This window comes from Bacillus sp. FJAT-42315 (assembly GCF_002797375.1).
Classification (GTDB): domain Bacteria; phylum Bacillota; class Bacilli; order Bacillales; family Domibacillaceae; genus Bacillus_CE.
Genome location: NZ_KZ454941.1, coordinates 875341 through 900777 on the forward strand (window position 1 = coordinate 875341; position 25437 = coordinate 900777).

Annotated in this window: 19 protein-coding genes; 14 read left to right on the forward strand and 5 right to left on the reverse strand. The window is 35.7% G+C overall.

The window, feature by feature from the left end; translation table 11 throughout:
- Positions 1–201 precede the first annotated feature (201 nt).
- The 3 genes from CEF22_RS04045 to CEF22_RS04055 all read left to right on the forward strand — a co-directional run bounded on the left by CEF22_RS04045 (position 202) and on the right by CEF22_RS04055 (position 2967).
- A complete protein-coding gene (locus tag CEF22_RS04045) occupies positions 202–1305 on the forward strand; it encodes a Fic family protein (RefSeq protein WP_198508019.1) in 1104 nt (367 codons plus the stop codon).
- Positions 1306–1568: 263 nt separating this feature from the next.
- Positions 1569–1967, forward strand: a complete 399-nt coding sequence (locus CEF22_RS04050) for an RrF2 family transcriptional regulator (protein ID WP_100401869.1) — start codon at positions 1569–1571, stop codon at positions 1965–1967.
- 94 nt (positions 1968–2061) lie between these two features.
- Positions 2062–2967, forward strand: a complete 906-nt coding sequence (locus CEF22_RS04055) for an NAD(P)/FAD-dependent oxidoreductase (RefSeq protein WP_157843161.1) — start codon at positions 2062–2064, stop codon at positions 2965–2967.
- 126 nt (positions 2968–3093) lie between these two features.
- Here CEF22_RS04055 and CEF22_RS04060 read toward each other — a convergent pair whose 3' ends face one another.
- The 3 genes from CEF22_RS04060 to CEF22_RS04070 all read right to left on the reverse strand — a co-directional run bounded on the left by CEF22_RS04060 (position 3094) and on the right by CEF22_RS04070 (position 6623).
- On the reverse strand, positions 3094–4368 hold the full coding sequence (locus CEF22_RS04060; protein ID WP_100401871.1) for an RNA-binding domain-containing protein: 1275 nt from the start codon (positions 4366–4368) through the stop codon (positions 3094–3096).
- 100 nt (positions 4369–4468) lie between these two features.
- Positions 4469–4897 (reverse strand): hypothetical protein, encoded by a 429-nt coding sequence (locus CEF22_RS04065; protein ID WP_100401872.1) that lies wholly within the window; start codon positions 4895–4897, stop codon positions 4469–4471.
- 91 nt (positions 4898–4988) lie between these two features.
- Positions 4989–6623, reverse strand: coding sequence for a methyl-accepting chemotaxis protein (locus tag CEF22_RS04070; RefSeq protein ID WP_442857392.1), 1635 nt, complete (start codon positions 6621–6623; stop codon positions 4989–4991).
- A 396-nt stretch (positions 6624–7019) separates the two neighbouring features.
- Here CEF22_RS04070 and CEF22_RS04075 point away from each other — a divergent pair, with 396 nt between their 5' ends.
- The 7 genes from CEF22_RS04075 to CEF22_RS04105 all read left to right on the forward strand — a co-directional run bounded on the left by CEF22_RS04075 (position 7020) and on the right by CEF22_RS04105 (position 13562).
- A complete protein-coding gene (locus CEF22_RS04075) occupies positions 7020–7841 on the forward strand; it encodes an inositol monophosphatase family protein (protein WP_100401874.1) in 822 nt (273 codons plus the stop codon).
- Positions 7819–8565, forward strand: coding sequence for a glycerophosphodiester phosphodiesterase (locus CEF22_RS04080; RefSeq protein WP_100401875.1), 747 nt, complete (start codon positions 7819–7821; stop codon positions 8563–8565). Before CEF22_RS04075 ends, CEF22_RS04080 begins: the two co-directional genes overlap by 23 nt.
- A gap of 70 nt (positions 8566–8635) precedes the next feature.
- Positions 8636–9475 carry an ABC transporter permease gene (locus CEF22_RS04085; RefSeq protein ID WP_100401876.1) on the forward strand — a complete coding sequence of 280 codons (840 nt, stop codon included), beginning with the start codon at positions 8636–8638 and terminating at the stop codon, positions 9473–9475.
- A gap of 21 nt (positions 9476–9496) precedes the next feature.
- Positions 9497–10474: an ABC transporter ATP-binding protein gene (locus tag CEF22_RS04090; protein ID WP_232726062.1), complete on the forward strand. Its 978-nt coding sequence runs from the start codon at positions 9497–9499 to the stop codon at positions 10472–10474.
- Between the two features lie 2 nt (positions 10475–10476).
- A complete protein-coding gene (locus CEF22_RS04095) occupies positions 10477–11628 on the forward strand; it encodes an extracellular solute-binding protein (RefSeq protein ID WP_100401877.1) in 1152 nt (383 codons plus the stop codon).
- Positions 11629–11885: 257 nt separating this feature from the next.
- Positions 11886–12734, forward strand: coding sequence for an ABC transporter permease (locus CEF22_RS04100; protein ID WP_100401878.1), 849 nt, complete (start codon positions 11886–11888; stop codon positions 12732–12734).
- A gap of 114 nt (positions 12735–12848) precedes the next feature.
- Complete coding sequence (locus tag CEF22_RS04105) at positions 12849–13562, forward strand: GntR family transcriptional regulator (RefSeq protein WP_100401879.1); 714 nt, start codon at positions 12849–12851, stop codon at positions 13560–13562.
- A 163-nt stretch (positions 13563–13725) separates the two neighbouring features.
- Here the strand turns inward: CEF22_RS04105 and CEF22_RS04110 are convergent, their stop codons facing one another.
- Both CEF22_RS04110 and CEF22_RS04115 read right to left on the reverse strand, forming a co-directional pair.
- Positions 13726–14661 (reverse strand): IS30 family transposase, encoded by a 936-nt coding sequence (locus CEF22_RS04110; protein WP_100401880.1) that lies wholly within the window; start codon positions 14659–14661, stop codon positions 13726–13728.
- 65 nt (positions 14662–14726) lie between these two features.
- Entirely contained in the window at positions 14727–15662 is a 936-nt protein-coding gene (locus CEF22_RS04115) for a HAMP domain-containing protein (RefSeq protein WP_100401881.1), read from the reverse strand.
- 400 nt (positions 15663–16062) lie between these two features.
- Here CEF22_RS04115 and CEF22_RS04120 point away from each other — a divergent pair, with 400 nt between their 5' ends.
- From CEF22_RS04120 to CEF22_RS04135, 4 genes are all read left to right on the forward strand, one after another.
- Complete coding sequence (locus CEF22_RS04120; protein WP_100401882.1) at positions 16063–17793, forward strand: hypothetical protein; 1731 nt, start codon at positions 16063–16065, stop codon at positions 17791–17793.
- Positions 17794–17807: 14 nt separating this feature from the next.
- Complete coding sequence (locus tag CEF22_RS04125; RefSeq protein WP_100401883.1) at positions 17808–19487, forward strand: hypothetical protein; 1680 nt, start codon at positions 17808–17810, stop codon at positions 19485–19487.
- Positions 19462–24690, forward strand: coding sequence for an FtsK/SpoIIIE domain-containing protein (locus CEF22_RS04130; protein WP_157843162.1), 5229 nt, complete (start codon positions 19462–19464; stop codon positions 24688–24690). The genes CEF22_RS04125 and CEF22_RS04130 overlap by 26 nt, the downstream gene beginning before the upstream one ends.
- A 59-nt stretch (positions 24691–24749) precedes the next feature.
- Positions 24750–25437 (forward strand): DUF4007 family protein (locus CEF22_RS04135; RefSeq protein ID WP_198508020.1); only part of this gene is annotated, 688 nt, incomplete at its 3' end.

Here is a 25437-nt window from a genome sequence, read left to right on the forward strand (position 1 = left end):
TTTAAGTTTGATAAAAATCGTTCAACTTCATCATTCTTCATATGAATGCAACTCCTTTTCCAAAGTTAAAACGGATTCGTATATTTTTTTATAGTCTTCCAATTATTTTGTAATATTTTTTGGTTGAAAAATGTTGTAATGTTTAAAAAATATATATGATAGAGTATAATGTTATCAAGAATAATCTTAGGGGTGTTTGAGTTGAAGAAACCATATAATTTACCATTACTCCCTATTCCATTTGATGCGGAAACGGAACTTGTTTTTTATAAAAAGGTAGTGAAAGCGTCATCCAAGCTAGAGAGTTTAAAGCAAAAGCTTCGTTATTCTTTAGTAAATGAGTCATTCATTCAATTGTTAACGTTGCACGAGTCTGTCCAATCTACAAGGATTGAAGGAACGCAAGTAACATTTAGTGAGATGTTGGAAGATAATATTGATCAAAAACAAGACTGGGAGAAGATAGAAGTTCGTAATTATCAAAGCGCTTTACAAAAAGGTGTAGAGAGTGTTCAAATGGGATATCCATTAACAGAGCGGTTAATTCGTGATATGCATGTGATTTTAATGGAAAATGCTAGAGGTTCAACTAGTGCTTCTGGAGAGTACCGTAAAATTCAAAACTTTATCGGGCCAACCAAACATATAAAAGATGCCTCATATATTCCACCCGAGCCTCAACTTATGGGAGATTATATGACAAATTTAGAGAGGTACATTAATGGTCATCCTTATCAAAAAGAGGAAGAGGATATGTTGCATCCACTTATTAAAGCGGCCATTGTCCATGCGCAGTTTGAATCTATTCATCCATTTTTAGATGGGAATGGGAGATTAGGTAGAATTCTTATTGTTTTATATTTGCTACAATCTAATCTAATTGATTCGCCATTATTTTTTTTAAGTGAAGAGCTTGAGAAAGAAAAGTTCAAATATTATGCGATGCTAAATGGGGTTCGGGCAATTGGACGGGAAAATCCAGATTGGAAAAGTTGGATTGTTTTCTTTTTAGATGCGACCATTCGGATGGCAGAGCATCAATATGAGAAATTAGATAAAGCAGAACAGCTTTATAATGTAGGAATGAAAAAACTTAATCAACCTTCTACGAAGAAAGTGTGGGGGGCATTATTTGCAAGGCCCATTGCGACTGTTCATCAAATTGAAAAAGCTACAGGTTTAGCTCCTGCAACTGTTCGGAAAAGTTTAACGCAACTCGTTCAATTAAATATGATTTTTGGGGATGACAGAAAAAGAAATCGTCGTTATTACCAATACGATTTAATTCGGATTATGAGTGAATAAAGTGAAGCTTGACTCAGTAAGGTCTTACAGCCCGTTAATACGGGATAGAATGAAAATAGCATGGCACTTCTTGCTCGTGCCGATGAAAACGAAAAATGTTCTGTCATCAGGAAAGGAGAACGCTAAGAAAAGGCGCTCTCCTGTTACGTTGCTTAATATTTAAACTGACTCACTACACAAAATTATTGACGTTCTCACTATTAATTGTCAGCGTTACATTCTATAATAGATAATTAATCACTGTTAGAATGGAGCAAGGTACCGTGAAATATTCCAAAGCTACCAATTACGCTTTACACACGTTGATTTATTTAGCTAGGCAGGATTCAAATACTTCAATTGGTGTACAAGAACTAGCAAGCCAACAACAAATATCTACTACTTACCTATCGAAGATCCTTTCACAATTAGTAAAGGCAGGAATGATCGTATCAACATCAGGTGTGAATGGTGGGTATAGCTTACCGCATAACGCAAAAGAACTTACATTTTTTGATGTGATCCAGGCGATAGAAGGAAAATCTTCATTATTTGAATGTGATCCCGTACATGGCCCCAACTGTCTTGTATATCAGGTCATGTTAGAAGCGGAAAAAAAGATGGAAGAAGAATTGAAAACAAAAAAAATATTCGATATCGCCAAAGAAATCGAAAGGGGTTGAGTGGATTGACGGCTCAACTCTTTCATTTTATACTAATCATAGATATTAAGAGTCTGTAATATCTATGATTAAAACCATGAAAGGGGAGATTATTTTGAAACAATTTGAGTGTGCCATTATAGGTGGAGGGGCAGCAGGATTGAGCGCCGGTCTTTATTTAGGTTTATCATTAAGAAATACAGTAATTTTCGATAATGGAACAAACCGTAACAGAGTGACTAAAAAATCACATGGCTATTTGACAAGAGACGGCGTAACGCCTAATGAATTTAAGCATTTAGCGATGAAGGATATTCAACATTATGACAATGTGAAATTGGTCAATCAGGCAGTTAAAAATATTAGTAAGATAGAAAGTAGAAAATTTTTGATTCATACAGAAAATGGAGCGATCTTTGAAGTAGGTAAAATGATATTATCAACTGGTATTCAAGAAGTTTTTCCTAACAACATTAATGTAAGAGAGTTTTATGGAAAAAGCATGTTCAGTTGTCCCTATTGCGATGGGTGGGAAGTAAAAAATCAACCACTTATTGTGATAGCTGAAAGTGATGAGCACGCTATGCATTTAGGGAAACTCGTATACAATTGGTCTAAAGATATCATCATTGCATCGAACGGACATAAATTTAAAGAGCGTACGATTGAATTGTTCCAACAAAAGGGGATAGAGATAATTGAATGTCGTATAACAAAACTGCGTGGTGACAATGGGATGCTAAAAGCGGTAGAGTTTGATTCAGGCATGGTGATTGAAAGAACGGGAGGGTTTATTTCTCCTACATACAAAAGAACGAATGACTTTGCAGAAAAACTTGGGTGTGAAATCAACGAGAACGGTCATATAGTTACAGATGATTGGGCACGGACATCCGAACCAAATATATATGTTGCAGGAGAATGTAAGAACCTTAAATCTACTTCGCTAAGCATAGCAGCGGCAGAAGGAAGTCAAGTAGCTAAAATGGTCAATATGGACATCATCAATGAAAATTTTTAATACAGGTGCCTGTCACTCCCCGGATTTTGTCGAATAATATAAATTTAAACAAGCCTGTATCTCTGTAGATTTAGCGGAGATACAGGCTTGTTTTTTGATAAATGCATAATAATATTGAACCGATCCTTATGTTCTTTTATAACGTGTTGCGCGGCCCTTTCCAACACGTTTAATTACTCCTGCTTCTATTAGTTGTTCTAACAGATGACGAACGGAGGATTTGCTTTTATCTAAATAGCGCTCTAAGTCTTTAGCGGTAAATACCTCCTGCTCTTTGATCCATTCAAAAATTAAATCGTCACTTTCTTGTAGTTTTGACAATGTTTGCTTTGGTAAAGTGACGACAAATGAATTCGGCCCTACTTGCCAAAAAGGTTGTTGCGCGAAGTTTTTATAGCTTTCCTTAATACGCTGCAAGCCTGTTCCATAACTTTCAATCCATTTTATTCGGTAAAAACAGTTTGCTAATTTTGGATTACGGCTTTGTGAAATACCTAGCTCAATATCTTCTATAGTTAACCCTTGTACAAGTCCGCCAACCGATACAATTTCGATGCGATTATCAAAAATATGAATCAAAATACTGCTGCTAAAGCTATAATCTCGATGAACGACCGCATTGATGAGTGCTTCGCGAATGGCGTACTCTGGATATTCTGTATGTTCAATGCGGTTTAATCCTTCAAATGAGGCAGCCTTTGCGTTGTGCAGTTGAATATACTCGTATGTGTCATTCACTTGTTTCAAAATGGACCCGTTAAACTCTTTCCGGTCTTGAAAATGAAGCTTATCTACGCCAGCATAGCGCGCACATTTAATCGAGTGCTCACATTGATCGGATAAAAGTAATCCTAGATTCGTATAATATCCATCTTGATTGATTAATCCAAGTGTTCGTTTATGCTGTTCTTCAAATAATAAATCCAGTTGTTCAAATTGAGTTTTTGCCTCATGAAAAGTAAGCTCCTGGTTTAAACTACGCATTACTTCATATTGAGAACCGTCAGACTCTATAATCATTTGACGAATGGCTTCATCAGAAGCGTTACTTACCGATGTACCGTGACGAACAAATACGGCAGATGGTTTCATCCCTTTACTTGCAATGTGATAAGGTCTTCGAGTGCCTCTAGAAACGATAATTTTAATAATGTCTTTTCCATCTATTGTGATAATTTCAGCTGTTGTATGCACTAAAATATCAGGTCTAATACTATCATGTAGCATACTGCTCACAGCTTCTAAATCTTTTTGAGCATTTGGTAAACCAACGACCGTTCCATCATCTTCAACGCCAATATAAATTTCACCACCATTTGTATTGGCAAATGCGATGACTTCTCGTTTCAAGCCATCTGTGACTTCACGTTTTAATTCTAGAGTTGGACTTTCTTTTAACATGTCATTCACTCCTTTAAAAACGATTATATTTTTGTTTTAATATTAATCGATTATAATCGATTAATCAATAGGTGCCGGTCACTCCCCGACTTTTGTCGAATTAATGCTTTTTAATTGTTAAGGTGGCATTAGAAGGGGACAATCCATCATCAGTGTCTATGACTAAATCTCCGTATTCGCGAGAGATTTCTGCATATTGAACGACTTTGTTCTTATTAAGAAAGACAAGTAAGTTGATGTCATCTCTCATATCTATGCTACTTGGATCTTTGTAATAGATTCCTAATTGCCTGCTGATATCTTCTTGCGGAGTGTAAGGAGAAAAGAGATAGGCTTGTTCCCAATCAAAGTCTGTGAAACGGTTTAAATCAATTTCCTCTACACTTTCTTTTTTCATAGCTAAACGAACAGATTGTTCGAGATCTTTATTACGTTCATCGGTTACTTGAAGATAAACGACGACACCGATCAAAAGAAAAATCAGCCCGAGCCCTGGAATGGCATTTCGTATCTTTTGTTTATTGATCATTATGGTAAGACTCCCCATTCCTGTTTTCCTTAAGGATAACATATATAACAAAAGGAGAGCGCTATGACAAGCCGCTCTCCTTTCAAACTCTTTAATATTTAAATTGACTTACAGATTCTTGTAGCTCTATCGCCATATGCGCAAGCTCGTTCGCCGCTGCCGCTACTTCTTCCATCATCGCACTTTCTTCTTGAATCGCCGCTGCCACCGTTTGTGACTCGTCCGTGAATTCACCGGAAATGCTCACGATCGAGTTCGTGTCTTGAACGATGGATTGAATGTTTTCGTGCATATTGTGAATCGCCGTTGTTACATCATTTGCCTCAGCTTGCACGCGTTCCACCGCCTGCGAGATATCAGCGAAAGTCGCTCCAGTCACATCGACCATTTCTTTTCCTTTTTGCACCGAAGCGTTGTTGCTATCCATCTCTTGAACGACTTGGTCTGTGTGCGCCGTAATCGTATCGACAAGCGTATGAATCTCTTGAGCGGCATTTCCCGATTGCTCTGCTAACTTACGAACCTCTGACGCCACCACGGCAAACCCTTTTCCATGCTCTCCAGCACGAGCCGCTTCAATCGACGCATTCAAGGCAAGAAGGTTCGTTTGCTCGGCAATGTTTGAAATGATCGCCACCATCTCTGTGATGGTCGTTGATTTCGCCTTTAGCTCATGCAAGCTCGTTGTAATTTGATTCGTCTTCGTCAAAATCGTATCCATCTGTGCCGTCACATTGTTCGCAAAATCACGACCTTGATTCGCTTTTTCTGTCGCCAGATCCGTTTGCTCATTCACCGACTGGATCTTCGCTGAAATTTGATCCGTTTCATGAGCGACACTGTTCACTTGCTGACCTGTATGTTGTGTTTTATCATTTTGCTTCTCGATCCCTGAAGAGATATTTTGAATCGCGCCCCCGATATCCACGGTTGCCTTACTCACTTCTTGACTGCTCGCCGTCAGCTGCTCGGCCGTCGCCGCCACTTGCTCCGCTGATGAGCTAATTTGATTCAGCGTATTCCCAAGCGTGCTCGTCATCTCATTCATCGAAGAAGCAAGCATCCCAAACTCATCCCGAAGCTTCGTATTAAACGTCACCGTGAAATCTCCAGAGGCAAATTGCTTCACTTGCGAAATGATCTGCTGGATCGCTCTCGACACACCATTTCCAAACACAAACGCAAGAACCGCACCGACAATCAGACTGACAACAACAACAATAGTTGTCAAAATAAAAATGAAATCACCACTCGCATTCATCTGCTCGATTTCACTTACAATTTGCTTATCAATCTTTTTCGCATTATCCTTTGAAAAAACGACCAGCTTTTGCGAACCCTCTCCCAAAATTGGCGCCGACACCTTCAATGCTTCTGGTAGCTTATTCGCATCAATTAACGGCATCACCTGCTCATCAATCGCTTGCTCCCACGCCACAAAGTCCTTTTCAAACTGGACAAATTCCGCATTCGTCACACCTAATTCTTTCAACCGATCAATGGAAGCATGAACCTCCTTGCGAATCGAAAAATGATTCTCCTTCATAAAATCCTTCTTATAATTCATATATCCACGAATCGCCGCATTCGATCGAACCGTATGAAAGGCGATATCATTATAACCGACCATAATTTCTTCATTCTTCTTAATGTCTGACAGCATCTGGTTCGTCTTGACGATATGAGCAATACTAATCCCGCCAAGCACAACCAAAAAGCCCAGCATCACAACGAAAGCACCAAACAGCTTCGTCCGAATTCCTACCTTCACATAAAGACCCCCTAACCTAATTTAAAAACCGACATAATAATTCCAAAAACCCCATACTTAGTTACAATAGTAACCTAATTACAAGGGGTTTACTAGTACAAAAGGCTTGAGAGATCTAACAAAGACCTTAACGAATTATTAATAAAATCTTAATACTAAATTTAAATAATTTAAACATTCAAGTACTAGAATGTATGTATAGATGTTGAGATGTCTAGACATCGTTGTGTAGGAGGTAGATAAATAGATCATGCAATGATCAATTTATAAATTTTTTTAAGTACTAACTCAAAGCTAAAAAGAAGAGTGAATCTGAGATCGAGTGTTTAAAGGTTAGGAAGGGTGTTTTTATTGATAGAAAAATTGATGAAGTGTGCAGAACAAGTTGCAATTGATGCTGGAAAATGGATCGTAGAAAATCGATGTAATATTGAAAACATACAGTACAAGAAAAATCATTTGGATTTAGTCACAGATATCGACCGATCAAGTGAAGCAAGAATCATTCGTAATATTCAACAAATGTTCCCTGAGCATGCAATTATTTCGGAAGAAATTCAATCCATCGAAAAAGATTTTTCGAGCTTTGACCAAGATGAATATTGCTGGGTCATTGATCCTATTGATGGCACCGTTAATTATGTACACGATATACCTTATTATTCAATTTCAATCGGTATCGTAAGAAATGGTAAGACAGTCGTTGGAGTGGTGTATGATCCTAACCGAAAAGAACTCTTTTCTGCTGGACAAGGAATAGGAGCTTATTTAAACGGGAAGAGACTGAAGGTTTCGAAACGTTTAATGAAAGAAAGTGTATTACACACTGGTTATGCTGCAGCTGACTGGACGACAGACAGCCCATTGCGTCAGGAGTTTGCAAAATGTTATGCAAAATCAAGAAACATAAGAATTGCCGGATCTGCCAGTATCGATTTAGCTTATGTGGCATGTGGTAGAATAGATGGATTTTGGCAAAGAAGCTTATCTCCATGGGATATTGCTGCGGGTGTTCTTCTTGTAACAGAAGCAGGCGGTGCAGTATCAGGAATTGATGGAAGTATATTGGATATAAAGAAAGGTGACGTATTAGCTACAAATGGTTTGATCCAAAATCAACTTATCAATATATTGTCGGAGGCGAAAGAAGATGAAGGAACTATTCCTAACTAAAAAATACCCATTGGTTGGAGCACATAGAGGAGCTTCACACTATTATCCTGAGAATACGATGCTCTCCTTTAAAAAGGCATTAGAATTAGGAGCCGATTATGTTGAACTTGATGTTCATCTGACAAAAGATCATGTACCAGTCATTATGCATGATTCAACTTTAGATCGTACAACTAACGGAAAGGGTAAAGTAAGAGATTATACGATTGATGAGTTGAAACAGCTCGATGCAGGCAGCTGGTTTGGGGGTGAATTTTCTGGATTAGAAATTCCTACGTTGGAGGAAGTATTGCAGTGGTCTAAGGACATGATCGGGGTAAGTATTGAATTAAAGCAGTATGATGAAAAATATACTCAACTGGAAGAGAAAGTTTTAGAGGTCATAAAAAAGACAAAGACAATGAATCAAGTGCAACTGATGTCATTTAATCATAAAGCTGTTAAAAAGATGAAAGATTTAGATTCAGATGCATTTACAGGGATTATTCTATTTGCAGAACTTTACGATCCAATTAGCGTTATGAAACAAACAAAGGCTGATTTTTTCAATACGATTTGGGCATTTCATTCGAAGTCTGTAATTGCAGAACTTCATGACGCAGGTTTCCTAGTTTGTGGAGGTCATAATGATATTCCAGATAAATGGGTGGAAATGCAATCATGGGGAATTGATATGGCAGAAACAAATATGCCAGATGTTATGAAAAAATTAACGATCAAGTAGGTTAACTGTTTGCAAGATAACTTTAAGAAAATGTTGAAATAACTAAAAGAACAAAAGAGAGAGTGACACAATGAAATATTTGAACCCTAAGAGGCTCTATCATGCTTTAGGAAGAAGGAAATTCCTTGAATTCTCTATATTTTCTATATTTCTACTCTTTTTCTATAGCCCTATACTTAATACATTTATGCTTGCATTTGCAAATGTTTATCAAGTGCCTGCTGTTATTCCACAAGAGTTTGGGTTTCGATGGTGGGAGTTTATTTTATCTAAAGATTCATTGATGTCTTCAATAGTAAATTCTTTCCTGATTGCTGTAGTTACAACAGTTGTTTCATTACTTGTTTGTATACCGGCAGCATATGCGTTATCTAGATATCAGTTTAAAGGTAGAAAAATCATTATGTTTTCTTATCTATTATCTAATGCTTTCCCAAAAATGGGACTTTACGTATCCATGGGGATTCTCTTTTACAAGTTTAATTTAATAGGAACTTTTACAGGAGTTATCATCGTGCATATTATTAATACGTTAATGTTTATGGTATGGCTACCGATGGGAGCATTTAGAAATATTCATTCTCAACAAGAAGAAGCAGCCAGGGATGTAGGAGCAACTCCATTTCAAACTTTTATGAAAGTAACATTGCCAATGGCAATGCCAGGCATAGCAGTTGCATCTATCTTTACTTTTTTAGGGTCACTAGAAGAAGCTGAAGGAACGATGTTAATAGGGTTCCCGCAGATTAATACAATGGCTACAGAGATGTACGGAGTTATTAATGATTATCCTGCTACAGCAGGAGCAGTATTTGCTTTGATTTTAATTATCCCTGCGATCTTAGTTATTTTTATATTTAAAAAATATATCAACCCGAATTCAATTTCTGGTGGGATAAAAGTTAAATAATAAAAGAATGGGAGCGTTAAGATGTCTACTATGCCACTAAAAGTACAGATTGAAGGTTTGACGAAAAAATATGCTAATGGAGATGGGATAGAAAACATTAACCTGGACATCTACGAGGGTGAAATCCTTACATTACTTGGTCCATCTGGTTGTGGAAAAACAACTATCTTAAGAATACTCGGTGGATTTAATGATATAGATGAAGGGAAAGTTATCATCGATAGTCAAGATGTTTCTCACTTAGTACCTGAAAAAAGACCAACTGCAATGGTGTTTCAGAGCTATAATCTATGGCCACATATGACAGTTTATGAAAACCTTGCTTGGGGTATGAAGTTGAGGAAAATTCCGAAATCCCAAATAAAAACTGAAATTACTAAAATTCTAGAAATGGTAAAAATGGGAGGGGCAGAGAAGAAATATCCTAATCAATTATCAGGTGGACAACAACAAAGAATTGCTATAGCAAGATCATTACTACTTAAGCCATCTGTGTTGTTACTAGATGAACCGTTTTCTGCATTAGATGCAAAAATTCGAATGCAGATGAGAGAAGAATTAAAAAGAATTCAATCAGAATTAAATATTACAGTAGTGTTTGTTACGCACGATCAAGAAGAGGCAATGTCTCTATCCCATAGAATAGTTGTAATGGATAAAGGGAAAATTGCTCAAATTGGAACGCCTATTGAAATTTATGATAAGCCAAACTCTAAATATGTTGCTTCATTTATTGGAGAAATGAACTTTATTGATCAAGATGAGTCTCAATTAGCCGTTAGACCAGAAGATATTAAAGTCTGTACAAATGGAACTGGGGATTACAAAGGAACTGTAAGTAGTGTGATGATTCTTGGTCATTTTGTATCTGTTCATATTGAATATGAAGGGCAAGATATTAAAGCTTTTGTACCAAGGGTAGGATCTAATGTTTTAAAAGAGGGGATGCGTGTCTCTTTTAATATAGGACAATATCAAACTTATACAAGAGGAGTGTAAACATGAGAAAGTTTATTAAAACATTGGGAGTTTTTTCATTGACTGGTGCATTATTAGTTGGTTGTGGTACAAATTCTGAAAAGGCAAGTGAAGAAAAAGAGACCGTCACTGTTTGGTCATCTGGTTCAGAGAACGTAAAAAATACGTATGAAATGCTTGCTGATGCTTTTAATAGTAGTGAGTATGGAGATAAATATAAGATGAATGTTGAATTTATCTCATCTGGATCAGGTGCTCAAAGTTTGAGAGATAGAACTATTGCAGCTGCAAAATCTGGAAAAACAGATACAAACTACGACCTTATTGAAGTTGCTGACGCTGAATTAGCTGCTTATTACTATGAAGGTGGAGAAGATTTTTTTGAAACAATCGATAAAAGTAAGATTTCTAATTCTAAAGATGTTATCGCGGAAACCTCTACTGGAAAAGATGTACTTTTACCGTATAGAGGGACAACGGTAGTATTAGCTTATAACTCTGATAAAGTTTCAACTCCTCCAAAAACAACCGAAGAATTATACCAATGGATTAAAGATAATAAAGGTAGATTTGCTTATAACACACCAGGAACAGGTGGAGCAGGATTCTCTTTTGCCGCAACTGCCATTTATAATGATTTACCTAAAGAAGCCTTAACATCTTCAGATGCAAAATGGAAGGAAGAATGGCAACCTGGATTTGATTTACTCACTGAATTACATCCATATTTGTATCAATCAGGTGGAAAAACAGTTTACCCACATAAAAACCAAGGAACTTTAGATCTTTTAGCTAATCAAGAAATTGATATGGCACCTGTATGGGTAGACCAAATTGTAAATCAGAAAAAAATGGGTATATTACCAGAATCCATTGAAATGGTTCAAATTGATCCGGCACTCACTGGAAACTTAGCAACATTAGCCATTCCAAAAATAGGTGGAAATTCTGAAGGTGCTTATGCTGTGATGGATTTCATGATTTCTGAAGAAGCTCAAACAATCTTACTTGATGAGATGGGTGCTTTTCCGGTAATTGATACCGATAAACTTAAATCTGATAATACAGAGATGCTTTCAGAATTTGATGTAAGTGAATTTAGAACTTCAAGCTTAGGTGTATTATTAGCTGATTTTTTGAAAAAATGGGACGAGGAGATTGCGACTTTAAAATAGTATGGGTTTGATCATTGGAGTTGGAGCCATTCTAATTATATCTTTACGAGCCAACTTTAATTTTACAACTAGTAAATCTGTAATATCTCGACATCGCGCCTTTAAAGGCGCGATTTAGATCGAAAGGCGGCACAACTGGTTGTTTTGAGGAGGAAAAATTCTCACTCCATTTCAAGAAGGTGCTCTAACTAGAAATGGAGTGGCTCAATTTTAATATGAGCAAAAATAACAATAGTACTTTTTGAAAGGAAGATAAAATGTCAAAAGAATTTATGAAAAAACTTACGCCTTATCTTCTCGTTTTTCCGTCTTTTGCTATAGTCATTCTTTTTGTTGTATATCCGATTATCAACTCTGTTATTAGAAGCTTCCAACATCCGGATACTGGGGGTTTTACATTAGATAATTACAAGTATTTTTTCACTGATCCACTCCAACTAGATAATATTGAATATACCATTCTTATCTCGATTGCAACGGTCATAATGACCTTACTTGTCGCCTATCCATTTTCGATTTATTTACGCTTTAGTAAATCAAAATTAAGTAGATGGATCTATACTTTAAATTTACTGCCTCGATTTGTGCCAGGGATGGTAGCCGTTTATGCAGTGATTTTAATTATTAATGATGCAGGTGTCATTAATAGAGTAAGTCAGATTTTTGGATTAGATATAAAAATTGGTGTATTGCATAGCTACAAAAGTATTTTATTGTTAAACTTATGGTTTAATATTCCTTTTGCGACTTTGATCATTACGGCAGCTTTATCTGGAGTTAAAGAATCGATCATTGAAAGTGCGAAAGATATAGGTGCAAGTAAACTTACGATTTTCAGAAAAATTATTTTACCACTGTCATATAAAGATGCTCTCATTGCAGTGACTTTTATATTTATGAGTAATATAGGAGCCTTTACAACTCCGTATCTAGTAGGTGGAGTTGCTCCAAAAATGTTAGGGATTGTTTTATTCGATCAATTCAATAGCTATATGGCTTATGAAAGAGCAGCAGCTTTATCTTTCATCATTTTTATTATCTGCTCGATTTCAGCGGCTGTATACATATATACAAATATGAAAGAAAGTAAATGGGAGGCAAAATAATAAAGGTGATGTCAAATAAAGGATTTACTTTGACACCCAACAGTGATTATACTTATCTTGAGATTCTTATTTTTAGGAAAAGGTAATGGTGTTTATATTAGGAGTGTATTAGAAATGTCTAGTTACTTAAATATTAAAGCAGACCTTGAAAAGATGATAACAGATGGGCAACTGAAAATAGGAGAAAAGCTTCCTTCTGAATATAATATGGCTAAATTTTTCGGTGTCAGCAGAGATACGTTTCGCTCAGCTGTTAAACTTCTAGAGCAAGAAAGAAAACTGTTAGTAAAGCATGGAGTTGGAACTTTTGTGATTAAACCTCCTCCAAGTATTCCAAGTAGTTTGGAGAAATTGCAAAGTATCGGTAGTTTAATTAAGTTAGCAGGGTTAATAGAGGGAGAACGTAAGGAAAGTATTAGTTTAGAAAGTTGTCGGAAAGAGTGGGCAGAGAAGTTAGGTATTCATGAGGGCGATCCTGTATATCTCTTAAAACGTGTAAGGACGGCAGATAATGAGCCAGTGGCCTTTTCTATTAATGTACTACCCAAGGCGATTGTAGGCGATGTGTTTGAGAACAAGCAATTTTCGGGCTCTTTATTCCGGTTTTTGCAGATGGAGTGTGGGGTTTCGATCTTACATGCTGATACAGAAATTCTTGTGCCGTTATCTTCCGATGAAAATGCACAAAAGTTGATGTGTACACCAGACACCACCGTTTTATTACTTAAACACCTCAATTTTAATGAAAAAAATCAACAGGTGATGTATTCACTAGACTATTTAAGGAATGATATTTTTAGTTTTTGGGTTAGAAGAACAAAAGAGTAGTTCAAATATTTATATTATATTTTCTAATCGAAGCATTTACTTGATGGATTGATGAAAAAGACATAAAAAAAGCGCTTAGGTCATTGATATGACCCACTTTAAGTAGACTGACAGGAGTAAAATCTGTACTTTCTACTTAAAGTTTTTTTTATGGGATACTTTGTCAAATTAAGTGCAACAGTTCTTCCTCAAACGCCTCGTGTGCAGTTTTCCAGTCAAGACATTTTCTTGGCCGATTATTGATGAGTTGAAGCGCTTGCTCCATCTCTTGTTCTGTTACGTGGTCAAAATTAGTTTTCTTTGGGAAGAACTCACGTAAAAGACCATTGCTGTTTTCATTACTGCCACGTTGCCAAGATGAGTAGGCATCCGCAAAGTACACTTTGATGTTTAACTCCTGCTCGAGCACGTTATAACAGCTGAATTCTTTCCCACGATCCGTTGTTGCTGTTTGAATAGCGCCTGGAGGTAATTGCTGGTGTAAAAGCTTCACAGCGGTTTCCATTGAAGCAGCGGAACGGTCTGAGATTAATACGCCGAAATACCAACGTGTTTTGCGCTCGATGAAAGTGGCGACACAACCTTTCGCTTGTCCACGTCCCGAGACAACCGTATCGAGTTCCCAATGACCGAACGTCTCTCGTTTACGGACGTCTTTAGGTCGTTTTGAAATAGGTGTGCCAATATTAAAACGACCTCTTGTTTCACGGGGCTTTTGACGTTTTCCCTTTTGACGAAGTATGGTTAAAGGTACCTCTAATAAGCCGTTATAAATCCAACGGTAAATGCTTTTAAAACTAAGCTCTCCTTGATATAAGCGACCGACAATTTGTTCGGGTGACCAAGTCTCACCCAACTTTTCTTGAACAACCTCTTTTAATTCGGCTGTTAACTTTAACTTAGCGCCACATTTCGATTTATTTGATTGGTAGCGTGTTTGGGCTTCCTCTATCGAACAATTTTGATGGCGACGTAACTCTCTTGAAATGCTAGAAGGACTGCGATGAATCTGTTTGGCAATGGCGCGAATCGAGTAGCCTAATTCAAGATAAGTTTCTATTTTCGAACGTTCAGATATGGTAAGATGAGTATAGCTCATAACGATTCCTCCTCTGATGCTTGTGTGGTAACTAACATTTTACACGAGGACGTTATGGGCTTCTTTTATTTTGACTTACAGGTGTTGCACTTAATATTACAATTCATCTTTTGCTTCTCGATCCCTGAAGAGATATTTTGAATCGCGCCCCCGATATCCACGGTTGCCTTACTCACTTCTTGACTGCTCGCCGTCAGCTGCTCGGCGGTCGCCGCTACTTGCTCCGCTGATGAGCTAATTTGATTCAGCGTATTCCCAAGCGTACTCGTCATCTCATTCATCGAAGAAGCAAGTAGCCCAAACTCATCCCGAAGCTTCGTATTAAACGTCACAGTGAAATCCCCAGAGGCAAATTGCTTCACTTGCGAAATGATCTGCTGAATCGCTCTCGACACACTATTTCCAAACACAAACGCAAGAACCGCACCGACAATCAGACTGACAACAACAATAGTTGTCAAAATAAAAATGAAATTACCACTCGCATTCATCTGCTCGATTTCACTTACAATTTGCTTATCAATCTTTTTTGCATTATCCTTTGAAAAAACGACTAGCTTTTGCGAACCCTCTCCCAAAATCGGCGCCGACACCTTCAACGCCTCAGGCAATTTATTCGCATCAATTAACGGCATCACCTGCTCATCAATCGCCTGCTCCCACGCCACGAAGTCCTTTTCAAACTGTACAAACTCGGCATTCGTCACACCTAATTCTTTCAACCGATCAATGGAAGCATGAACCTCCTTGCGAATCAAAAAATGATTCTCCTTCATAAAATCCTTCTTATAATTCATATATCCACGAATCGCCGCATTCGATCGAACCGTATGAAAGGCGATATCATTATAACCGACCATAATTTCTTCATTCTTCTTAATGTCTGAAAGCATCTGGTTCGTCTTGACGATATGAGCAATACTAATGCCGCCAAGCACAACCAAAAAGCCCAGCATCACAACGAAAGCACCAAACAGCTTCGTCCGAATTCCCACTTTCACCTAAAGACCTCCCAACCTCATTATAAAAAACTACATAATAATTCCAAAAAAACCATACTTAGTTACAATGGTAACCTAATTACAAGGGATTTACTAGTGTGAAAGTCCTGTCATTTCCTTGAGATTTCACAAAATTTGTCGATACATAAAATGAGTGGAAAATGAACGAAAATATCCAATAAAGGTCAGTGGGTATCTATTTTTTTAACTACCTTTTCTGGTAAAATATTAGAAAATACTATTTGGAAAAGGAGTCGCTCTTATGCCTACTTATAATAAACTGGTTTGTAGTTTTTGATCAAAGAGTAATGTATATATAATATCGGAAATTAATACTGAGGAAACCAGAAAATAATTGAACTGAATTTATGACATTGTAAGTTAGTGAGGAGTGAAAGAGATGGAAAAACAGATAAATCCATTTGTTACGTTCATGCAACAGTACGACTTGACTACTGCTGACTATTCAAAGATATTTGATGAACATACAACGACGGTAGAATATAACATTGGCACAAATATAAATGAAAAAATTATAAGTATACTCCGAGATGCACCTAAGTCTATCATTATTACTGGAAATGCTGGAGATGGAAAAACAAGAATTTGTCGAAATGTATACGATGAATTGGCTTCTTCTGAATTCAAGGGATGGCCGTCAAATGGTATGGAAGAGTTTGAGTATAAAGATTACAAGATACGTATAATTAAGGATTTATCGGAATTAAGAGATGAAGTAATTCTAGATGAACTTTTAAAATTGCAGAAGCTTCTTCAGAGTGAGCAACCTAATACTCATTATTTAATTGCCGCAAATGAAGGTAAACTAACTTATTTTTTAACCAAATATAGCGAACTTAGCTTGTTACATGATGAAATCATTCCACAGTTTTCACCAATGAGTATTAATGTAAATAATAATAATTTGCAAGTTTTTAATTTATTGCATAGCTCTTCCTCTATTTATGCGCAGAAAATTGTAAAGGAATGGAATAGAGGAGAGAATTGGGAAATGTGTTCTAATTGTCTTAAACAAAACCAGTGCATTATTTATCATAATCACAAATCTTTAGTAGAGAAACGAACAGGTGTAAGGCTAAACCGGATTTATCGTTCTCTTGATGGCAATCATGGTCATATGACTATGCGTGAATTACTGATTCAACTTGCTTATACACATACAGGTGGATTGCATTGCGTAGATGTTCATCGAGCAGATTCTCACGAGTTGCAAGAACAATCCAAAAAAGCCTATTATGAAAACTTTTTTGGGCATAATTTGCCGAATGAAATTTTCGAAGAAATTTCTGGTATACAAGAAATGAGAGCTTTTGACCCAGGGTATGTGTCTGATTCTGTTATTGATGATTTTATCTTAAATGGTGATTTATCATCTGCGGAAGAAAGTATTCTTCACCAAGATTTATTCGGAAAACATATTGATACAGAATATGGTTATTACTATGAGGAATTGAAAAAATATCGTTTGAATCATCGTTCTGATGAAGATGAAGGAAAAAAGCTAACTGAAAAATGGTTGCCTCGTTTGAGAAGGAAATATTATTTTGAGTTCAGTAAGCCGCAAGTAATTGAAAATTTAGTACCTTACCGATATCGTAAGAAATTTTTAGACATATTAAAATCATCTGATGAGCTAGATCTTGATACAAAACGAGACTTGATTAGTGGGTTAAATACATACTTTTCAAAAAGAATGGTTTATTCTGCTTCTCATGCTTTATATGTAACTTCTGAAAACTTGTATGTTCACGAGATCATTAACTTCTCAGATATTACATTTATAGTTCCAAAAAGCTTAGAAGAATACGATCGTAAAAACTCTTATTTTATTATGAAAATCGGTGCGATTCAACTGAACATTAATTTAATTACATTTGAATATTTACTACGCCTTGCTAACGGTGGAATGTTCAATGTGTTAAAAGAGGATGTGGAAATTCTCCTAAATAATTTCCGAAACCAACTAATTGCAAATAAAACGGAAGAAAGTTCGATATTGAGAATATTAAAGTTTAACAGTAACCTAGGAGCCTTTGAATTAAAAGAAATTCAAATTCAAACTGATCTAGGGGACTCTAGTCCTGAAGACGAAGAAGAAGATTTCGATTAAGGGGTGTTATTTTGATGGAGACAAAAAGTAAATCTCAATTTTCTAGTCAAATGTCTGAAAAAATTTGGGGGCATCGTTTTCGGGAAGGGCAGCGCGGTCCAGAGTATACTCTCGAATTTTTGAATGTAATGGCAGGAACCGACTATCAATTAGGACATAAATTTTATGAAAGAAAGAGAATGGAGCAATTTCGCTCATTCGTTTTTGAAGGCTCTAAAGAAGGTGCTAGAAGCAAAGATGGATCGGCTTCATTTGTATCCTTTGATGAGCATAAAAAACAGGAATTACTTCATGCTCTTGGCATCGATCATAGTGAGCTAGAAGATTTACAAATGTTTTTTAAAAATTTAAGTATTCAAATGACAACGCCTACCGGAAAATTACTAGATCGTTCTTGGTATGCGACTATGTTATTCCCTTTACATGAGTCTCTTTTATTTTTTGAATTAAGAGCAAATAAAAAAACAAATAAGACAGCTTTTGAACGTAACTTTTTTGCTAGAGGTGGGGAGTTATACTTCTTAATGCTTACTTATGGCACGGAGCACTCTCCTAAACTTCGTGAAGCAATTGAAATGAAGTTGAAAAATATGATGCGTCAGAACAAAAGTGTTACCGGAGTAGTAGAACGAATTAGTTCTCAACTCGAAGATGATTATGAAATAGATTTAAATAATCCCAAGAATCCTGCAACTTTAATTAAAGATCCTTCTTTAGATGGAATCATTTCAAATTACGAAAATCGAGAATATCCAAAACTTCCTGATATGGATTTAGAGTTATTTAAACACATGGCAGAAGAATTAAGAGCATTGCTTGAGTTAAATATTGACTTATATGAAATGTTTGGTTTAATGACTTCTCTTATTTGTTTTCAGTTGCATCGATATATGATTTATCAATCAGAGAGAGTGACTAAAGAAAGTAATTTTTATTTTATTGATTGTCTTGATGGACAAGATCCTCAAGTTAAACGACTAGCACAGGACTCTTATCGTAGGCACGAAACATCTGTACGTGACAGTTTTGACAGTTTTACAAAAGAAAATTTAAAGACGTTGCTGCCACTAGGAGAGGAAATATCTAAACTAAGGCATTGGAAAGAAGCAGCTGAGCAATCAACTGAAACGAAGGATGTTGATAAATACAGCGCGTTCTTAAATGACATTGAGTTCGGTGCTGCACATGCAACGAAGAAGAACGCACTTATCAAGGCTCTTAAAAATAGCAATGAGGAGCAGGCTGTCAAACTATTAGAGCATAAAATTATTGAATTCTCACAGGATGAATTAAATAAAAAACAATTACCAATTGTTCGTACGGTTGCTCGTGATGGTGGATTTGTCACAATGGGACCTGGTGTTCGAGGAAGATATATAATGACAGATAACTTTCTATGTACGCTTGTATATGCCACTTTAGGAAAAGTAGAAAAAATGGACTTTCATGATTTTATGAGTGTTCTTTATGATAAGTATAAAATTGTCATCGGCACAGAAGAGGCTAAAAAGTCAGGGTTATATGAACGTGAAGGAGTAAACTTACGTTACTTTCAACACAATGAAAATAAGCTAAGGCAAAAGTTGAAACAAAATGGATTGTTGCAAGAATATTCGGATGCGACAGCGCTTATTCGAAATCCATATATTAACAAAGGGGAGAGTAAATATGGACTCCACAACATTAATAGATAAACAATTTCTTCTTGGACATTGGATTACTGAATACATTAAGCAATATTTAGATGAAAATAAGAAAAGAAATGCAGATAAAGTTTTGTTGAAAGTTGACAATATTAGTTATGAATATGCACCGGCAATTTTGAAGATTATTAACTCATGCAAGGAATCGTTATCTGTAACATACGAGCCTGTTATTAAAACGGTTAGCCCAATTGAAGGGTTTGAGCAGTTTTCATGCCGTGATTACGAAACGAGTGTGTGGTTGCGTAACTTTATCAAGCCAGGACAAGCTTTAATATTGTTATTAAATAAGAAAACCCCAGAATCTCAAAGTTTAAAAGATATTATTTCAATAGATGAGGCACAACTTTTAGCACCTAAAGGCTTTGAGGCATTAGCTGAAATGATGACTCAACAAGATTTATTATCCGTCTCAGAAATTAATGAGCTTAGAAGGTTTTTAGATGTTTACCAAACGATTACTGACTCACAGTTATCGCTAATTTTAAATTTCTTAAAGTGTGTCATTCAATCTGATACAACCTTAATGATTTCAGAACGTATTGGAAGAAATTTAGACCAATTAAAAATGTTTAAAGATGAGTCGATACGTACAGATAATAAAGGGATTTTAAGAAAATCATTGCAAAAAAACTATCTTTTAAGTCATTTACGGAAAAGTAATGTCCATTATCTTGATCCTGAAAAACTTTTACAGAGTGTAGATAGGTTTGTTCAACATGAACAGGATACAGGATATAATCATGAGGTTTGGGATATTTTCGGACGAGACGAGACAGAGTTGCTTAAAAAAGCCGCTGAATTTGTTCATAGAAAAAATACGGATCTGCTAGCAATTCCATTTTCTATTGCAGAGAAATTATTTGCATTTAAGTTGTCGATACCGTTCAAAGACCGATTAATGAATATGAGAGAGCAGGTATTAGTAGACTTTAATGAGAAAATTTCCAATGCTAGTTCAAAAGAAGAATCTGAACAATTAGCAAATGAAAAAATGAGAGTAGAAGAAGAACTTGATGCTGGAATTGAAGCGGTTATTGATAAAAATAGTTTAGAGAAGATACGTGAATTTAGAGAAGAATTTGGAGATCAAATAGATCGTGAAGGAATAGCAAGGTCTATTATTAACATTGAAAATAAACTAGAGAATCCCTCTAATTATGTATCTTTTTTAGATGGAGTGTTTGCTGAGATTCTTGTCATGCTAGAAAAAGTAGAGGAAGAAGATTACGAAGGGAATCTTTCTTTTGTTGTTCGTAAATCTTCAAAAGAAGCTGTACCGACAAAATATGTAGATTTTTTGAATTTCCATTTACAAGCTATTTCGCTTTTATCTAACAATATCATTATTGAGAAAATTAAAGAACAAGATAGTGACGCTAGTGTTGAGTTGAAAGACACTTTTTCATTTGAAATAGCGTTGCTACAGAATGAAAAGAAAATAGATTCTACTTTATTTCATGTAGATACTTTAGCTATGGAAATGGACAAGAATACTTTTTTTGATTTCTACTATGAAATATTAGAAAATAATAAGTTAGGCTTTGTTACGGTTGAAGGGTCGAAAAGAAACGCGCACTTTTTTGAAGAAGAATTGCAAGAGCTAGAAGCTGCTAGCAAATTAGGCGATCAGAAGCTTCTCCCGCATATAGAAGAATTTCAACAGTTTAACCAAGTGTATATTCAATTATTGAAAGAGTTAATTGAATATGGGTTGAATGTATCTAGGTTAAAAGAAATATCGAATTTAGTTGATAACTATTTATCAGCGATGTCTACAGAAGTGAATGCAGTTAGAAAAATTAGTGGACTCATTAATAAAATGGGTGTTGTTGAATATGAAGAAACAGAACAGCAAGCAGCTATCAAGCGTGTCCATAAAAAAGTTCTTTCCGTATTTAATCCAGCTCGTTTAGTTGCTTACGGGTACAAGTTAGTTCATTTCGGTCAGTTAATTTCAAAGTTGTGTGATACTTCTAATGGAATGAATCCGGTAAGATCAATTGAAGATATTCAGAGATATCGACTGTTTGAAAACAGTAAAATGAATAAACTAGCTCCAGCTTACTTAGCTTCAGGTCATCAAAATATCTATTATTTTGAACAAGAAGAGTCATACGGTCAAGGGGTTTATGTCACAGAAGAGTATAAAGAGAGTGATTCTAATCAAGCTACTTACTTTGCAGAAGAAATGATGAAGATTTCTAAAGATTATTTGAAGGTGTATCCGTATGCTTCAGACTGTCTTGATATTTTATTTTTGTATGTAACAAATTTAGATTATGTGAAGAAGTCTATTGAGGCCCTTCTGAAAAAGCATACGATCAAAAAGTTAAATGTCACGCTTCATAGTCCAGCGAAAGCTGCGGTGTTATATGATGAGTTAAACCAGTGGCTTAGTGCTAAAGAAGAGTATGTAACGCCATTACCGCTACTCGGCGGGTTACCAAGATTGGAAATTAACGTGTTACCACATCATTCAGAAGAGAATTTAGAACGCAAAATATCTAAAGCAATGATGGATTTTGATATAGCTATTTTTGTGGATTATTTTGGGCAAAAAAGTAATTTAAATGTACCGAAATCTTTTTATCCTGTTCAGATGAAAGAGTGTGCGTTAGAGGATGAAATTTGGAAAAAAGTTGATGAGACAGGTTATCGATCTTCACAAGAAGGTACAAGACTAATTAATTATGTGTCTGATACACAACCAAGTTTATACCGAAAGTTTTATGACCTACAGTATATTCTTCAGCAAGGCGTTGCTATTCAGCAAAAAGATACCACCAATATCTTGCGTGGAGAAATTCAAGTGACATTTACAGAAAGAAATGCTCTATATAATCTAGTTCATGAAAAATTTAATTGGGTGGTAACATATGATCGCTACATGGACCCGCAACTAGTTAATCAAGTGACAAATAAGGCTAATATTATTCGTTACCACATTGATCGTAAAGGAAAAGATGAAGTGAAAGTGTTAGTTTCATCGTCAGAATCTGTCAAGCGATATATAGATAAAGAGGACAATTACTATTATCATGAACGTTTATCTAATCGCTTAAAACATCTTTTAGCGATTGACATAATTGATGAAGGTGTAATAAGAGATATTATCCATCGAGTAAAGGAGTTATCCGGTAGTTCAGTTTTACGTTCACTTGGACCAGGTAAATTTGTTCATGAACTACTTTCGATTTATTTAACCATCGCTAAAGATAATAGTCATAAGGATAATGAAGTGATATTATGGAGTATTTGTGATGAGTTGGAATGGTTCAGGAAAAACCAAAAGCGACCAGATCTACTTAAACTTGTGATTCGCTATTCCCCTGATGAAAAGAAATATGATATTGTATTTAAGCTAATTGAATTGAAGTTAGTGCACTACAATTCATATGAATCAGAGGTCGCAGATGCAGCTAAGCAACTTATCAGTGGAGAGAAAACGTTAAAGCAATTTTTTGAGTTTGATTCGGCAGCTGTTGATAAGGAACTTCGTTTGCAAACGTTGATCACGTATTTAATGGATACGAGAGCATACAGCGAAAGAGAGATTTCTATTCTATCGCAGTTAAAAAATGATCCACAGTTTAATATAGAGTTTCACTTTGAAAAAGAAATTAATGCTTATATTTATTCACAAGATGTACAATTTGATGGTAAGCAGATGGTTGAACTAGGTTTCTATCAAGATCATTCTGATTTCGATGAGGTAATAACAAAAACGTTTACTCGATCATTTATTTTAAATTCTTTAAAAGTGGAGAATAAAGTAACAGCAGATAGTGAAATTACTGAAACTGAAGAAATGACTCCTTTTGAACAATTTCTCTTAGATCAAGATATCATTAAAGAAAGAGAAGAAGGAAAAGAGTACGGAAAAAGCAGTGAAGAAGAGCCGAGTTCTGTTGTTTTAGATGATCAAGATCCGTCTGGAGTTATTAGTGATGTGGAAGAAAAAAAGGAGAAGCAAGAGATAGATTCCCTGCAGGGCTTAGACGATGAATCTAATGTAGAGCCACTACTCATTTCTAGTGATTATCCAGAGTTAGAAGCTTTAAAAGATATTGTTAGACCTGAGAGTGATCAGGAAAAACAGAAGGAAGATGAAGAACTCGGTAAAAGATATGGAAACATTTTGAGATCGAAGTTTAATATTAATGGTATTAAACTAATGATAGAACAGACGATTGTTGGGGCAAATGTGATTAGGATTATTGCTAGTATTCCTCCTAATCAAAGTTTTGAATCCATTCGAAAGAAAGCTCAAGATATGGCGTTATGGCTTCATGTAGATTCAGTACCGAAAGTATTTATTGATAAGAATATAGTGATTGACATCAATCGTCCAGAGCCGGAAACTATTTTCTTTGACCAGTTTATGAAATTAGTTCGTGAGCAAGTGTCAGAGGCTCGTTTAAATGAAGAGTTTGTTGTACCCATTGGTCTAGATCCATTAAATGCTGTTATGACAGTAGATTTCAATGGAACTGAGCCGCATATGCTTGTAGCAGGTTCTACAGGAAGTGGAAAGAGTGTAAGTTTAAATTCCATTGTGTTCTCAATGATGTGTCTTTATAAGCCAAAAGACCTTCAATTTGTTTTTATTGATCCGAAAAAAGTTGAATTTACTGCATTTACAGATACGATGCATACTAGACATGTGGCAACAGAAATTAATAGTGCAGCGGATTATCTAGATGAATTAGTGGAAGAAATGGAACATCGCTATACATTACTAAGTAAAGAATATGCTAAAAACTTAAAAGAATATAATGAGATTTTAAAATCAGAGGGTAGAGAGAATGAAACTTTACCACGAATTGTAATTGTATTTGATGAGTTTGCAGATTTTATGTTACAGGAAAAAGAATTTGCTAAGCGTATTGAAAATACTATTGCTCGTATTGGACAAAAAGGAAGAGCAGCAGGTTTGCATATGATTGTTTGTACTCAGTCACCTAAAGCCGAGATTATTAATACGACGATCAAGAACAACCTTTTAGCTCGACTAGGCTTAAAAGTAACAGATAGTACAGCCTCAAACGTAGTATTAGACACTAGTGGGGCAGAACATTTAGCTGGTAAAGGAGATTACTTGTTAAAGGCAGGTAGTGAACCAGTTCGTGGGAAAAGTCCTTACCTTCAACCCACAGCTTATAGAGCGTTAATGAAGTATTTTGAAAAATAAAGAATTAGCCTCATAATTGAGGCTAATTCATTTTAATTGAGAAGTTAGGTGATAAAGAAATGGGATTTGGACAACATCAAAGTTTTTATTTGCGTCCTCAATGGCTGCATAAAGGTATGTATGAGGTTAATTTAAATCCTCGTTTTTTTTACGAAGATGACCATTTTGAACGTTTAGGCATTGGGAAAAACATGGCTAAATCAGTTCGGCATTGGATGATTGCAACCAATGTTGTGAAAGATGTACGAGGAGCCAAAACGGAACAATATTTAACGGAAATGGGTAAAATAGTTGAAAGGTATGATCCTTTTCTTCAGAAAACGTTTACTAAAGGACTGTTACATTATTTTTTAGTTACTGATGAGGACATTGCAACAACCTGGTATTGGTTTTTTAATTCTTATAAGGAAGATGTGTTTGATAAAACAAGCGTGTTAGAAGCGTTAGAAAATTGGGTGAAAACGAACATCAAGAGATCAGTATCAACCAACTCTTTGCGCAGGGATATAGATTGTTTGTTTCAAACATATACTATAAAAAGATTTGAAAATGCAACTCCTGAAGACGTTATTCGAAGTCCTTTTGAAGAATTAGGCTTGTTAACTCAAACCATTAGAAGTTCATACACGAAAATGCCACTAGTTGATTGTAATCATTTTGAACTGTTTTTTGTCACGTTGTTGGCTTATATGCACAAGCATAATGTGTTTGAAGTAGATATAAATGATTTGACTAATGCTCCTGAAT